This window comes from Polaromonas sp. (genome assembly GCF_016185115.1).
GTDB lineage: Bacteria > Pseudomonadota > Gammaproteobacteria > Burkholderiales > Burkholderiaceae_C > Polaromonas.
In genome coordinates this window covers 382,696-395,385 of the sequence record NZ_JACPOF010000021.1, presented here as the reverse complement: position 1 = coordinate 395,385, position 12,690 = coordinate 382,696, and the positions used below count along the sequence as shown (strand labels likewise).

Genomic DNA, 12,690 nt, shown 5'->3' with positions numbered 1-12,690 from the left:
GATGTTTATATCGTGAGGGGTGAGGCGCGGTTGTCCAGAAAGCGCAGTGCGGAGAGCACGGTCAATGCCGATGTTTTGGGGTTGTCAGCCAGGGGTTTGCCGCGCATGGTGACCTGCATTTCACCGAACTCGCCACTGGCCATGATCTCGTGGATGTTCTCGGTCACCGCCGGGTCGGCGATCAGGCGTACGCGCGTTGCGTCAAAGCCCAGGCCGGCGAGGGAGACGGTCGCAGCAACATTGGCGTTCTTCGGGTAGAGGCTGGCCGCTTCGCGCGCCGTGCCTTCAAATATCGTGGCAGCTTCTTTCAGGGAGGCCAGGTCCACCACCTTCTCGGCAGCAGAGCCCTTCCAGCCCAGCGGCGGTTTGCGGCCTGTATACGTGACATTGCTCAGGCCTGCCTGCCGTGCTGCGGCGATGGCGTCGATACCGCCAATCGCGCCTGCCAGCAGATGCACCTGCGTGCCGCCTTTTTCGGCAGCAGCTGTGAGCTTTTCAGGCAGGCCCGCTTCAGACAGCGCACCCACCGACATCACCGCACACTCCACGCCTTTTTCAAGCGCGCCCAGCACATGCGCGCCCAGCGCTTCATGGCCTGCGCATTCCAGCGCGAGTGTTGTACCGGCAGGTACCTCGGCTACCGCCTCGACTCCGGTGTCTCCCAGCGCGGCCTGCACTTCAGCGACATGCTGCGGCCTGACCACCACATGCGTGACATTCACCCGCGCGCTGCCCTGCAGCCGGCGGAAAATCGCCTGGCCTATGGCACCGTAGCCGATGAGTACGACATTCAGCACGCTCAATCCTTCTTCAAAATCGGACCGGCAAACTTGGCGGCAAACGGGCCCCAGGTTTTCATGTCGACTTCAACAACGACCGGGCCGCTTGCCGCGAAGGCTTTTTCAAGCACGTCTTTGGTCTGCGCCGGTTCGCCCAGGCGGAAGTGCGTGACCTTGAGGCTGGCGCAGAACTGTGCGAAGTCCGGCGTGTGCAGGTCGACATAACAATGGCGGCTGCCGTAGATGTCGTCCTGGATGTTCTTGATGACGCCGTAGCAGCTGTCGTTCATCACCAGCATGACGATGTTGGCTTTCTCCTGAACAGCGCAGGCCAGTTCGCCCACATTGAGCATGAAGCCACCGTCGCCAATCAGCGCCACCGTCTTGCGCTTGAGCGCGTGTTCCTTGTCGGCAATCGAGGTGCCAATCGCCATGGCCAGGCCCTGGCCAATGCCGCCACCGAGGGCATGTACACCGGCGCGCGGGTTGTCGAGCATGGGCGCGCGGTTGCCCCACATGCTGTTGGACAGCGTGATGTCACGCACCCACCAGAGATCCTTGCCGGCCTGCGCGGCCACACCGTTCTTGAGCGCCACGTAAGCGCCCAGCGTGCTGTCAACCATGGCGCAGGCCTGGTCGCGCGCCTTCTTCACATCGGCGGCCAGTGCGGCGTCAACCTTCATGCGGCCTTCGAGTTTGTCGGCCAGCGCGTTGAGTGTGGCAAGTGCATCGCCCTGCACAAAATATTCGCTGCTGTAACCGCGGTTGTGCGCCAGTGCATTGGCATCGATGCGGTACAGGGTCGGCAGCTTGAGTTTGTAGCGCAGGGTCTCATTGCTGCGCAGGCGCGAGCCGACAACCAGCATGGCGTCACAGGTCTGGTAAAGATCTTCGGCGGGCTTTTGCAGGTTGTAGGAACCGAGGCTGGCAGGGTGGTCTTCGGGCAGCACGCCGCGGCCCTGCACCGAGGTGACCACACCCCAGCCCATTCTGACGAAGCGCTCGACCGCTGCACGTGCACCACGTGCGCCGCCGCCCAGCCAGAGCATGGGACGTTTGGCATTGACGAGTTTTTCCGCCAGCGCATCGACTTCAGATGCAGCGGCCTGCACCGGTACCAGAGGCAGTGGTGACAGGTCGGCCGGCAGATCAAGCAGCGTAGCCTGGATGTCAATGGGAATTTCAATGCTCACCGGGCCGCAGGGCGCGGTGAAGGCCAGGCGGTGCGCCTCGCGCAGTGTGGCCAGTGCGGTTTCAGGGTTGCGGATGCGGAAAGCAGCCTTGCCCACGGCCTGCAGCATGGCGAGCTGCGCCGGTGCTTCATGGATAAAGCCCAGATCACGATCAAGGTAGTCGGACTCGATCTGGCCGGTCAGGTGCAGCATGGGCGTACCTGCGGTCAGGGCTTCGACCAGCGCGCCGGCGGCGTTGCCCGCGCCGGTGCCGGTGCTGGTGACGCACACGCCCATCACGCCAGTGACACGCGCATAGGCGTCGGCCATGTTGCAGGCGCCGGCTTCACCACGCGCCGAGACAAAGCGGATTTTCTGGCGCGTATTGAAGGCGTCCAGGATCGGCATGTTGTGGATGGAGATTACGCCGAAGGCAGCCTTGACGCCGCATTGCTCCAGGAAGCGCGCAGCAAGTTCGCCGACCGTGACGCGGGTCTTGCCGGAAGCTTTGTTTGTAGTAGTTGTCATGCGGCTATCTTTTCCTGTTGAATTTTCTGGGTGGCCTTGGCGCCCCCCTGTTGTGGCGGCAGGTGGCTCATGCGCTGTGTAAGCTGCGCGGCGGCTTCCATGACCTGGGGCACCAGCGTGTCCTTCTGTGTCTGGTCGAGGTGCTGCGCAGGCACGGTGATGCTGACGGCAGCCACCACCTCATGCGCGTCATTGAAGACCGGCGCAGCAATGGTGGAGATGCCGGTTTCGTACCCGCCCTGGCTGATGCCGTAGCCGTTGGCACGGTCGGCGTCTATGAGTTTTTTCAGCTCTGCCAGCGTGGTCGGGGTGCGCGGTGTATAGACCGGCAGCGGCGATTCGGGGTAGAGCTCTGACAGGCCAGCCATGTCGAGATCCGACAGCAGCTGACGGCCAAGCACGGTAGCGTGTGCAGGCAGGCGCGCACCCACCTGTATCGAATGGAAGAGCGCGTTGCGCCCCACAGACTTGGCAACAAACACCACGTCGCGTTTGTCGCGCACCACCAGATGGGCCGAATAACCCGAAAGGTCACGCAGCGCATCAATCACGGGGCGGCCGTGCTCGGTGAGCTCCATGGACGCCAGGTATTCAAAGCCCAGGCGCAGCACGCCTATGCTGAGTTTGTAGCTGGTGCTGTCGCCCACGCGTTCTACAAAACCGGCTTTCTCAAGCGTGTGCAGGATGCGAAAGACCGAAGCGCGCGGCAGGTCAAGCTGGCGCGCGAGGTCGGCGCCCGTGAGCTCGGGCGTATGGCGGCTGAACTGGCCCAGCAGGTCCAGCCCGCGCTGCAGCGCCGGTACGGTGTAGCGGTCCTCGGGCTCAGCGACGGGCGCATTCAGGACATTGGCAGTCATGCGGATCCCTTTTCGTTGTGGTTCATTGGTACTGCAACCCGGAAGTAGCGAAACAAGATGAAAGTGATGGATTCGCGCTCAGGGCAAGGCGCAAGCTGCAGTGAAGGCTGTACGCCTTCACAAAGATTGGAACGCCGCCCTGGGCGTGAAGACGCGCTTTCATGTTTTGATATTTTCGGGTTGCAGTACTAAGCCCAGCACAGCGTTGACACCCGCAGCGGCATCGAGGGCACAGGCATGACCGGCATCGCCGAGGTCTGTCCAGGGCACGCCAGCCGCTTCAGCCACCTTCTGGCAACCGGCCACTGGCGTGATGGTGTCGGCGCGGCCGCTGGCCACGGCGACAGGGCAGGTGATGTGAGCAAGATCGGTCAGCAGATCGCCGCCCACCAGCAGGTGAGAGGCCTGGGTGTAACCGGCAGGGTGCACCTGCGCCATGATGGACTGCACATAGGCGACGCGCTCTGCGTCGGCATTTGGCGACAGCATGGCCGCACCGCGTTTTTGCGCCATGCCCTGCACACCGAGTGTGTTGAGGTTGTTCAGGCGGTCGCCCAGTTTTTTGGCGCGCTCTTCCGGGCTGGCACGCGCATACCCTTGTGCAGGCGACAACAGCACCAGCCGCCTGACCTGATGGGGGCGCTGCACTGCTGCACGCGCCGCCATCAATGCGCCCAGCGAATGACCAACCAGCGTCACGGGCTGCGTGATCTCCAGCTTGTCAAGCCATGCCCAGAGCCTGCCGGCGTAATCACCGGCATCGGGTACTTCAGGCAACACAGGGCTGCTGTGGCCATACCCCGGCGCCTCCCATGCGAGCACTTGTGCGCCCTTAGTCAGGACAGCGGCTTCAAGCTGCATGAGCCAGCTGCCGGAGCCTGAACCTATGCCGTGCAGCAGCACATGCGTCGCACCCTGCACACCAGGGCCGGCCCGGCGAAACTCGACATCGCCCAACGGCGTGGTGACGCGCTCAGGCGCAAAACGCTGCAGGCGTTGCGCAAGGGAAGGCTGTGATGGCGCAGTACTCATGGGCTTGCCAGGTTCAATGCCCGCTTATTTCGCAGCGGCCAGCATGTCGCGCTTGATTTTTGCAAGCGGGCTGTCGGGCGGGTAGGTTGGCGTGATGGGCTTGGGCGCACCCAGCATCACGCACATCAATGCGTCTTCGTCGCCAATATTGCTTTCCTCGCGGTAAACGCCGGGTGGCACCGAGATCAGGTCACGCTCATTGAGCACAGACTCCCAGCGCTGGCCATCTTTTTCGCAGACGATTTTCATCTTGCCGCGCATGACAAAAAAGACTTCTTCCACGTCATAGTGGATATGCGAGGGGCCGACGTTACCGGCGGGGATCACCATGGTCGAGAAGGTGAAGTGGGCCGAAGGCACGGTGTTCGCATCCTTGGCCACACCGGTGCCGCCCGTGCCGACATAACGCATCTGCGCGCGGCGGTAGGTCGGGTCGTAGTCGGCCTGGAACTTCAGCGCGTCCCAGTCGTATTTGCGCGAGCCGAAGCGCGCGACGCGGCTTTCAAGCCAGTCGGCAAAACCCTGGCCTTCGGCCGGCATCATGCCGCGCTGGATTTCTGCCTCTGGCGGAATGTTGGCGTCCATCAGGCCGCGTTCGTTAAAGACGGGCTGGTTTGCTGCGGGTGCGTTCATGTTCATTCTCCTAAAGTGCGTTTCGGTGTATTCAGAAATCCAGATTTTCGAAATGAAGTGCGAGGCGCACGGAGCGCAGCAACCGGAATGTACCCAAGTACATGAGGATTGCGAGCACCGCGCAACGACGCAATTCGTTCGAAAAATGGATTTATGGATGCACCTTTCATTTCATGACGAAGCCGCCGTTGACTGGCAGCACCTGACCGGTGATGTAGCCGCTGCCGCGAGACAGCAGGAACATCACGGCGGCCGTGAGGTCTTCAGGCACCTGGGCGCGTTCAATCGCGCGGCCGTTGCGATAGTGCTCATGCCGCACCTGCGGCACATATTCAGTCGCCTCGACCAGGGTGAGGCCGGGAGCGATGGCGTTGACCGTGATGCCCTGTGGACCGAGTTCACGCGCCATTGAATGCGTCATGGCGACCACCGCGCCCTTGCTGGCGACATAGGCCATCAGGTTGGGCGCGCCCCAGAGTGCAGTGTCGGATGCGAGGTTGACGACGCGGCCATAACCCGACTCGGCCAGCCAGGGCTGCGCGGCCACCGTGGTGAGCCAGGTGCCGCGCACATTGACGGCCATCACGCGGTCCCAGGTGTCGAGTGCGATATCGGCCATCTGTTTGCCGCCAGAGTTGGTGATGGCGCCGTTGTTGATCAGGCCGTCAAGGCCGCCAAGGTGTTTGGCGGCGGTATCAACGCCGGCCTTGATGGCATCGGCATCGCTCAGGTCCATGGGCACATAAAACACCTTGTCACCCAGCTCGGCAGCCAGCGCTTCGCCGCGCTCATGCAGCACATCGCTGATGACCACACCTGCGCCTGCAGCGACCAGCGCGCGCGCAAACGCTTCACCCAGGCCGCGTGCACCGCCGGTGACCAGCACCTTGCGGCCGGGAAGCATGATTTCAGGAAGCGAGGTGGTCATGAATGTCTCTTGTGTTTTTTTGCTCAGGCCGAACGGCGCTCGGAGCTGGGCAGGTAATGGAGCACACGTTTTTCGGCGATCACCACGGCGTAATAGGCAGCGATGCCGATGACAGTCAGCGCGGCGATCACGACAAACACGGCAGCGGTATTGCCCTGGCCTTCAAAGAAAACGAGCAGATAACCCAGGCCCATGTTGCCGCCGACAAGTTCGCCAACCACCACACCGATCACCGCCAGCGTGCTGGCAATGCGCAGGCCGGAAAACAGCGCGGGCATGGTGGTGGGGTATTCAACATTGCGGAACACCTGCAGACGGGTTGCCGAGAAGGAGCGTGCCAGGTTGATCATGTCCACGTCCATGGTGCGCATGGCCGACAGCACGTTGATCAGCACCGGGAAGAAGACGATCAGCACCGCGACAAGAATTTTGGGATACATGGTGTAGCCCATCCACATGACAAACAGCGGCGCAAACGCCACCTTGGGCGCAATCTGCAGGGCCAGCAAATACGGCGACAGCACGGCTTCAACACGTGGCGACAGTCCCAGCGCATAGCCGATCAGCGCGCCGAGTACGGAGCCCAGCACAAAACCGACCACCACTTCAGCAGCCGTGATGCCGGCATGCCAGAGCAGCCTTTCGCTGCCCCAGATGCGGACGGCCTCTTCACACACCTTGCTGAGGTGGGGCAATACAAAGTCGGGAACGCCAAGCAGGCCCGGCCCCCACTGCCATGCCGCCAGGAAAACGACAAGGACAAGCAGGCTCCAGCTGGTGGTAACGAGACGGGCGCGATTGGCGGTCATGTGAAACTACTTTGCGGAAATTACTTGGCGACAAACTGGTTGGTGTAGAGGTCTTTCAGTACGGCTTCTTTCGGCACCACACCGTTGGTGACGTAGAACTTCTGCAGCTCGCCCAGACGGGCTTCGTCCATCTGGCCGGGCACCTTCTGGCCGGCATACACATACTTGTTGTAGAGCTCGAAGTTGGCCTGGATGGTGGCTTCCTTGCCCTTGTACATGGGCACGTGTTTCACGTAAACCGCAGTCGCGGCCTTGGGGTCGGTCATGATGTCTTTCATGCCCTTGAGCGTGGCGCGCACCAGCTTCTGGATCAGCTGCGGGTTCTTCTGTATGGTTTCGTCGGACGCGAGGATGGCCTGGGCCATGCTCTTGAAGTAGACATCTGCAGGCAGGATGTCGACCTTGGCGCCGGCTTCCATTGCGCTCACTGTCCAGTCGGGCACACCCGCCATGGCGGTGGCCTTCTTGCTGGCGAACTGCTGCCACACACCTGCAGGGCCGGCGGCCTGGATGTTCACGTCGTTCTTGGTCAGGCCGACCTTGCTCAGCATGCCGAGCAGCGCGTAATAAGTGGTGTCGGTATAGGAAATGACAGTAACCGTCTTGCCTTTGAGCTCACGCGGGCTTTCGATTTTTTCGTCCTTGTGGCTGACCAGCTGCGTCAGCGAACCGCTGCCGAGCACGGCCACGGCCTTGACCGGGATGCCCTGTGCGCGCGCGATGATGGGTGTGTCGCCAATCGCGCCGCCGATGACGGCATTGCCGGCGCCGACCTGCTTGGCCACATCCACGCCGCCGCGGCCGGAAACAAATTCGACTTCAAGGCCTTCAGCGGCGTAATAACCTTTGGCCTGGGCCAGCATCCAGGGGCCGAAAGCCGGCAGCGTGCCCGGTGCGGGCAGCAGGTAGGTGACCTTCTGCAGGTTCTGGGCTTGCACACCGGCCGCGCCCAGCACGGCGGTGGAAGCAAGAATCGCCAGGCAGGTGCGGCGAGCACTGCGAATGGCGGGAAGGCTTTTGAAGGTCATGGAGATTCTCCGGGTGGGTGGTTGCAGTGTCTAAAACGAAAACAGTGATCAGTGCACTTCGGTGCTGGCGTCGAGCTTGAGCAGGTCCATCAGGCGTGCGACGTAGGGACCGACCTCGGCGAGCTTGCGGCGCGCCATCGGGTTCTTGCGGTCGGGCAGGTCGACGGTGATCTGCTCGACGATGGTGCCGGGGCGCTCGCTCATGACGAGGATGCGGTCGGACAGCGCCACGGCCTCGACCAGGTCGTGCGTGATGAAGAGCACAGTCTTTTTCTGCTCGTGCACTGTGCGTGCGAGGTCCTGCTGCAGGATCATCTTGGTCTGTGCGTCAAGGGCCGAGAAGGGCTCGTCCATCAACAGCACCAGTGGGTCCACCGCCAGCGTGCGGGCCAGGGCCGCGCGCTGGCGCATGCCGCCTGACAGCTGATGCGGATAGTTCGCGCCGAAGCCGCCGAGGTGGCACTGGGCCAGCAGCTTGTCAGATACTTTTTTGCGTTCAGCTGCCGGCACGCCGCGCAGCTCCAGGCCGAACTCGATGTTCTGCGAAATCGTGCGCCAGGGCATGAGCAGGTCTTTTTGCAGCATGAAGGACACATGCGCGTTCGGGCCTTCGACCAGCTGGCCGGCGACCTTGACGATGCCGGCGCTGGGCTTGGCCAGGCCCGAGCCCATGTTCAGCAGCGTGCTTTTGCCGCAGCCGGATGGGCCGATGATGGAGACGACCTCGCCGGGCGCAATCGCAAAGTTGACATCACGTGCGGCCAGCACTTCCCTGGAGTCGCCACGTGCAGGAAAGCGTTTTTCAACGCCTATGAATTCAATGGCCGGTGTGCCTGCAGGTTCTGCGCTCATGCTGCAGCTTTCACGATAGGAATCTGGATCTGCACTTTGCCTTCGAGCACACGCACAGGGAACTGGTGCAGGTCGCGCTCGCCGATTTCAACCAGGCATTTGCCGGTAGCGATATCAAAACGCGCGGCATGCAGCGGGCATTCGATGACGCCGTCTTCCTGGAAGCCCTGCGAGAGCAGCGCATAGGCATGCGGGCAGATGTCTTCGAGCGCATGCACCTCGTCGTTCAGCAGGAACAGGCCCACCTTCTGGCCATTGACGTCCACGCCGACCGGAAAGTCCGGATCAAGCTGTTCGCGTGATGCAACGTCATGCCAGGGAAGGTCTTGATCGCCAGTGGGAGTGCTCATGCTGTTCTCTTTACAGGTGGGGCTTGCCGGACTTTTAATGTTTCACTAAAGAAACAATGATTCACTAAAGATTCATTGTTTGCTTATGACCTTTTGATGTCAATCAATAGCCAAGTGAATTGGTAGGGTTAATCAGTTGCTGGGACTTGGCAGGCGCCAAAGGCAAGATCCCAAGCCCAGTCGCGGGTGGACAGCCTGGCGCAGCAGCCATCTATTTGCTACTGAATTAATAGCTGCTCACGCTTGTATCTATTGACCTGCAGCCCAATTTGGCGCTCAAAAATGGCCTTTTTAAGCTGCTTTCAGGCGATTTTCTGGTTTTGGCGCGTCCTCAAACTCATATCGAGGGCATTTTTTAACGAATACATTAAAAATTTAACGTGCACGTTAAATTTTGTCCAAAAAGGCGCCTGACGAGGCGCTTCAGGCATTCCGGCGAATCGCGTCGGCCAGCACATTCAGCATCTGGTCAATCTGCGCCTGCTCGACGATGTAAGGCGGGCACAGCACGATGTTCTCGCCGGCAGGACGCACCAGCACGCCGCGGTGAAAGCAGTCCATGAAGATGTCGTAAGCCCGCTTGCCAGGCGCACCAGGAATGGGCGACAGCTCAACTGCCCCGGCCAGGCCCAGCGTGCGTATGCCTACGACGTTGGGCAGGCCCTTGAGCCCGGTATGCATCGCATCGCCCAGCTTTTTGCCCATCTGCCCTGCGCGTTCAAACAGGTTTTCAGCCTTCATCAGTTCCAGCGTGGCAATCGCGGCCGCGCAGGCCACCGGGTGGCCGGAGTAGGTGTAGCCGTGGAAGAACTCGATGGCGTGCTCGGGCGCGCCCTCGTTGGCCTTCATCATGCCGTCGTAAATGCGGTCAGAGCAGACCACGCCGCCCAGCGGGATCACGCCATTGGTCACGCATTTGGCATAGGTCAGCATATCGGGCACCACGCCGTAAAAGTCTGCGCCAAAGCCGGTGCCCAGGCGGCCAAAGCCGGTGATCACCTCGTCGAAGATCAGCAGGATGCCGTGCCTGTCGCAAATCTCGCGCAGCCGCTTCAGGTAGCCTTTGGGCGGCACATACCAGCCCGCGCTGCCCGCCACAGGCTCGACGATGACGGCCGCAATATTGCTGGCGTCGTGCAGCGGCAGTATGCGCTGCTCAAGCTCCAGCAGCAGGTCTTCATCCCAGACCGGCTCGTCGTTATGTATATAAGCGTGCCTCACCGGATCGTGGATGAAACGCAGGTGGTCGACCCGCGGCAGCAACGCCGCGCCAAACACCTTGCGGTTGGCTGGTATTCCGCCAACGCTCATGCCGCCAAAACCCACACCGTGATAACCCCGCTCGCGGCCTATGAAGACGTTGCGGTGGCCCTCGCCGCGCGCACGGTGATACGCCAGCGCCACCTTCAGCGCCGTGTCGGCCGCCTCGGAGCCGGAATTGCAAAACAGCACCTTGTTCAGGTCGCCAGGGGCCATGGCGGCAATCATCTCTGCCGCCTTGAAAGCCTGGTCGTTGCTGGCGTTGAAGGCGGTGGCGTAGTCCAGCGTGTCGAGCTGCTTCTTGATGGCCTCGTTGATCGGCTTGCGGTTGTGGCCCGCGCCTACACACCAGAGGCTGGAGATGCCGTCTATCACCTGCCTGCCGTCATGCGTGGTGAAAAGCATGCCGTCTGCAGCGACGAAGATGCGCGGGTCGCTCCCGAAGCTGCGGTTGGGTGTGAAGGGGAGCCAGTGGTGCTCCATATTGAAGGTGGGTGTGGGCATGGCTGTCTCCTGCTTTCGGTTTCTTCATTCTGGCACTGATGAAGGGCCAGCTTGTGATGATGGGCAAAGCCCCGCGTGTCCTGCGACAATTCGTCACCTATGAAGCACGCCTATATCCTTACCCTGTCCTGCCCCGACCGCCTGGGCATCGTTCACGCCGTCTCCGGCTTCCTGCTTGAAAACGGCGGCAACATCGAAGAAGCCGCGCAGTACAACGACCCCGACACGGGCCTGTTTTTCATGCGCGTGCAGTTTGCCTGCGACAAGCTCTCGTTTGAAGAACTCAAGGCCAGCCTGACCACCTTCGCCGTGCCCTTCAAGATGGACTGGAAGCTGCACTCGACCGAATCGGCGATGCGCACCGTCATCATGGTCAGCCGCGACGGCCACTGCCTGAATGATTTGCTGTTCCGCGCCAAATCCGGTCTGCTGCCGGTAGACGTCTGCGCCATCATCAGCAACCACCGCGACTTCTACCAGCTGGCCGCCAGCTACAACGTGCCCTTCCACCACATCCCTGTGACGGCCGCCACCAAGGCGCAGGCCGAGGCGAAACAGCTGGAGATCATTGAATCAGAAGGTGCAGAGCTGGTGGTGCTGGCGCGCTACATGCAGGTGCTGAGCAACGACCTTTGTAAAAAGCTTGAAGGCCGCGCCATCAACATCCACCACAGCATGCTGCCCAGCTTCAAGGGCGCCAAACCTTATTACCAGGCGCATGACCGCGGCGTGAAGGTCATAGGCGCCACGGCGCACTACGTGACCGCCGACCTCGACGAAGGCCCCATCATCGAACAGGACGTGACCCGCGTGGACCACAAGGACACCGTCGAACATCTGACAGCCAGAGGCAAGGACACGGAGAGCCGCGTGCTGGCCCGCGCGGTGAAATGGCACAGCGAGCACCGCGTGCTGCTCAATGGCCACAAAACCGTGATATTCAAATGACCCCCCGAAGCGCCTGTGGCGCCTCCCCCCAAGGGGGGCGCCACCAGCGGCCCGGCAAAGCCGGTTCCGCGGTGGCCCTTGAAAAGAGACGCTGACATGACCGGGCGCATTCCACCGATTCAATGTCTTGTCACATTTGAAGCATTGGCCCGCCTGCGCAGCGTCACGCAGGCCGCTGAAGAGTTGTGCGTCACACCCAGCGCCGTCAGCCACCGCGTCAAGCAGCTTGAGCAAATCATTGGCACCAAGCTGTTTGGCCGCGCCGACTTTTCGCTGACAACTGAAGGCAGCGAATACCTGGCCCACGTGCGTGAAGGGCTGACCACGCTGCAGAAATTTCCAGGTGCAGCCGGCACCAGCGGCACGCCCGGCAAACGCAAACTGCGACTCGCCGTGACGCCGACGTTTGCACGCTCGCTGCTGATTCCGCGCCTGCGGCAGTTCACCGAGGCCTATCCCGAGATCGATGTCACGCTGGGTGTCTCGATACCGCTGCTCGACGTGGTCGCCGAAGACGCGGATCTGATCGTGCGTTTCGGCACCGGGCGTTATGCAGACCTTGAGCATCTGTGCCTCACCAAAGACAATGTCACGCCGCTTGCATCACCCGCCTTTTTACGTGAACACGGCCCATTTGAAACAGCCGCAGACCTTGAAGGCGAAAGCCTGCTGCGCTCACCACTGGAGCCCTGGCGCACCTGGTTCGCGGCCAACCACCTCGATTGGGCCGAACCCATCGACGGCTCGCAGTTCAATGACATCGGCCTGATGTGTGACGCCGCCGCTGCAGGCATGGGCATCGCGCTGGTGCGCCTCAAGCTGGGTGCGCCCTGGCTTGAGAATGGCTCGCTGGTTCGCCTGGGGGCCGGCGAGGTTTTTACGCGCGGCATCCCGAGCCCGCATGCGCATTACCTTTGCTGGCGGACGGGGACCATGGACAGATGGGAATGCTCGGCTTTTGCCGAGTGGCTTCAGAAAAGCCTTGCGTAGCGCCTTTGTTTGTTTGAAGG

General features: G+C 61.6%; 13 protein-coding genes. 2 read left to right on the top strand and 11 right to left on the bottom strand.

What is annotated here, in order from left to right; translation table 11 throughout:
• Nucleotides 1–5 precede the first annotated feature (5 nt).
• The 11 genes from HYX42_RS17280 to HYX42_RS17230 form a co-directional block, all read right to left on the bottom strand.
• A complete protein-coding gene (locus tag HYX42_RS17280; RefSeq protein ID WP_293405293.1) occupies nucleotides 6–803 on the bottom strand; it encodes an aspartate dehydrogenase in 798 nt (265 codons plus the stop codon).
• The gene (locus tag HYX42_RS17275) at nucleotides 800–2,479 is read right to left on the bottom strand and encodes a thiamine pyrophosphate-binding protein (protein ID WP_293405291.1); all 1,680 of its coding nucleotides are present in this window, start codon (nucleotides 2,477–2,479) and stop codon (nucleotides 800–802) included. The genes HYX42_RS17280 and HYX42_RS17275 overlap by 4 nt, the downstream gene beginning before the upstream one ends.
• Nucleotides 2,476–3,336, bottom strand: a complete 861-nt coding sequence (locus HYX42_RS17270) for an IclR family transcriptional regulator (RefSeq protein ID WP_293405289.1) — start codon at nucleotides 3,334–3,336, stop codon at nucleotides 2,476–2,478. The genes HYX42_RS17275 and HYX42_RS17270 overlap by 4 nt, the downstream gene beginning before the upstream one ends.
• A 159-nt stretch (nucleotides 3,337–3,495) precedes the next feature.
• Nucleotides 3,496–4,368 carry an alpha/beta fold hydrolase gene (locus HYX42_RS17265; RefSeq protein WP_293405287.1) on the bottom strand — a complete coding sequence of 291 codons (873 nt, stop codon included), beginning with the start codon at nucleotides 4,366–4,368 and terminating at the stop codon, nucleotides 3,496–3,498.
• Nucleotides 4,369–4,392: 24 nt separating this feature from the next.
• On the bottom strand, nucleotides 4,393–4,911 hold the full coding sequence (locus HYX42_RS17260; RefSeq protein ID WP_293405460.1) for a cupin domain-containing protein: 519 nt from the start codon (nucleotides 4,909–4,911) through the stop codon (nucleotides 4,393–4,395).
• A 256-nt stretch (nucleotides 4,912–5,167) separates the two neighbouring features.
• The gene (locus tag HYX42_RS17255) at nucleotides 5,168–5,929 is read right to left on the bottom strand and encodes an SDR family oxidoreductase (RefSeq protein ID WP_293405285.1); all 762 of its coding nucleotides are present in this window, start codon (nucleotides 5,927–5,929) and stop codon (nucleotides 5,168–5,170) included.
• Between the two features lie 23 nt (nucleotides 5,930–5,952).
• The gene (locus tag HYX42_RS17250) at nucleotides 5,953–6,738 is read right to left on the bottom strand and encodes an ABC transporter permease (protein ID WP_293405283.1); all 786 of its coding nucleotides are present in this window, start codon (nucleotides 6,736–6,738) and stop codon (nucleotides 5,953–5,955) included.
• A gap of 20 nt (nucleotides 6,739–6,758) precedes the next feature.
• Nucleotides 6,759–7,766 (bottom strand): ABC transporter substrate-binding protein, encoded by a 1,008-nt coding sequence (locus HYX42_RS17245; protein ID WP_293405281.1) that lies wholly within the window; start codon nucleotides 7,764–7,766, stop codon nucleotides 6,759–6,761.
• A 48-nt stretch (nucleotides 7,767–7,814) separates the two neighbouring features.
• Nucleotides 7,815–8,618 carry an ABC transporter ATP-binding protein gene (locus tag HYX42_RS17240; protein ID WP_293405279.1) on the bottom strand — a complete coding sequence of 268 codons (804 nt, stop codon included), beginning with the start codon at nucleotides 8,616–8,618 and terminating at the stop codon, nucleotides 7,815–7,817.
• Nucleotides 8,615–8,968 carry a non-heme iron oxygenase ferredoxin subunit gene (locus HYX42_RS17235; protein WP_293405277.1) on the bottom strand — a complete coding sequence of 118 codons (354 nt, stop codon included), beginning with the start codon at nucleotides 8,966–8,968 and terminating at the stop codon, nucleotides 8,615–8,617. The genes HYX42_RS17240 and HYX42_RS17235 overlap by 4 nt, the downstream gene beginning before the upstream one ends.
• Nucleotides 8,969–9,391: 423 nt before the next feature.
• The gene (locus HYX42_RS17230; RefSeq protein ID WP_293405275.1) at nucleotides 9,392–10,732 is read right to left on the bottom strand and encodes an aminotransferase class III-fold pyridoxal phosphate-dependent enzyme; all 1,341 of its coding nucleotides are present in this window, start codon (nucleotides 10,730–10,732) and stop codon (nucleotides 9,392–9,394) included.
• Nucleotides 10,733–10,831: 99 nt separating this feature from the next.
• Here HYX42_RS17230 and purU point away from each other — a divergent pair, with 99 nt between their 5' ends.
• Nucleotides 10,832–11,680: a formyltetrahydrofolate deformylase gene (gene purU / locus HYX42_RS17225; protein ID WP_293405273.1), complete on the top strand. Its 849-nt coding sequence runs from the start codon at nucleotides 10,832–10,834 to the stop codon at nucleotides 11,678–11,680.
• Nucleotides 11,681–11,776: 96 nt separating this feature from the next.
• Nucleotides 11,777–12,670: a LysR substrate-binding domain-containing protein gene (locus HYX42_RS17220; protein ID WP_293405271.1), complete on the top strand. Its 894-nt coding sequence runs from the start codon at nucleotides 11,777–11,779 to the stop codon at nucleotides 12,668–12,670.
• Nucleotides 12,671–12,690 lie beyond the last annotated feature (20 nt).

Bases quoted from the DNA above. Each gene is read 5' to 3' on its own strand.
- HYX42_RS17255 (WP_293405285.1), bottom strand. From the start codon at position 5,929: ATGACCACCTCGCTTCCTGAAATCATGCTTCCCGGCCGCAAGGTGCTG.
- HYX42_RS17235 (WP_293405277.1), bottom strand. From the start codon at position 8,968: ATGAGCACTCCCACTGGCGATCAAGACCTTCCCTGGCATGACGTTGCA.
- HYX42_RS17250 (WP_293405283.1), bottom strand. From the start codon at position 6,738: ATGACCGCCAATCGCGCCCGTCTCGTTACCACCAGCTGGAGCCTGCTT.
- HYX42_RS17275 (WP_293405291.1), bottom strand. From the start codon at position 2,479: ATGACAACTACTACAAACAAAGCTTCCGGCAAGACCCGCGTCACGGTC.
- HYX42_RS17230 (WP_293405275.1), bottom strand. From the start codon at position 10,732: ATGCCCACACCCACCTTCAATATGGAGCACCACTGGCTCCCCTTCACA.
- HYX42_RS17260 (WP_293405460.1), bottom strand. From the start codon at position 4,911: ATGATGCCGGCCGAAGGCCAGGGTTTTGCCGACTGGCTTGAAAGCCGC.
- HYX42_RS17245 (WP_293405281.1), bottom strand. From the start codon at position 7,766: ATGACCTTCAAAAGCCTTCCCGCCATTCGCAGTGCTCGCCGCACCTGC.
- HYX42_RS17270 (WP_293405289.1), bottom strand. From the start codon at position 3,336: ATGACTGCCAATGTCCTGAATGCGCCCGTCGCTGAGCCCGAGGACCGC.
- HYX42_RS17265 (WP_293405287.1), bottom strand. From the start codon at position 4,368: ATGAGTACTGCGCCATCACAGCCTTCCCTTGCGCAACGCCTGCAGCGT.
- HYX42_RS17240 (WP_293405279.1), bottom strand. From the start codon at position 8,618: ATGAGCGCAGAACCTGCAGGCACACCGGCCATTGAATTCATAGGCGTT.
- purU (WP_293405273.1), top strand. From the start codon at position 10,832: ATGAAGCACGCCTATATCCTTACCCTGTCCTGCCCCGACCGCCTGGGC.
- HYX42_RS17220 (WP_293405271.1), top strand. From the start codon at position 11,777: ATGACCGGGCGCATTCCACCGATTCAATGTCTTGTCACATTTGAAGCA.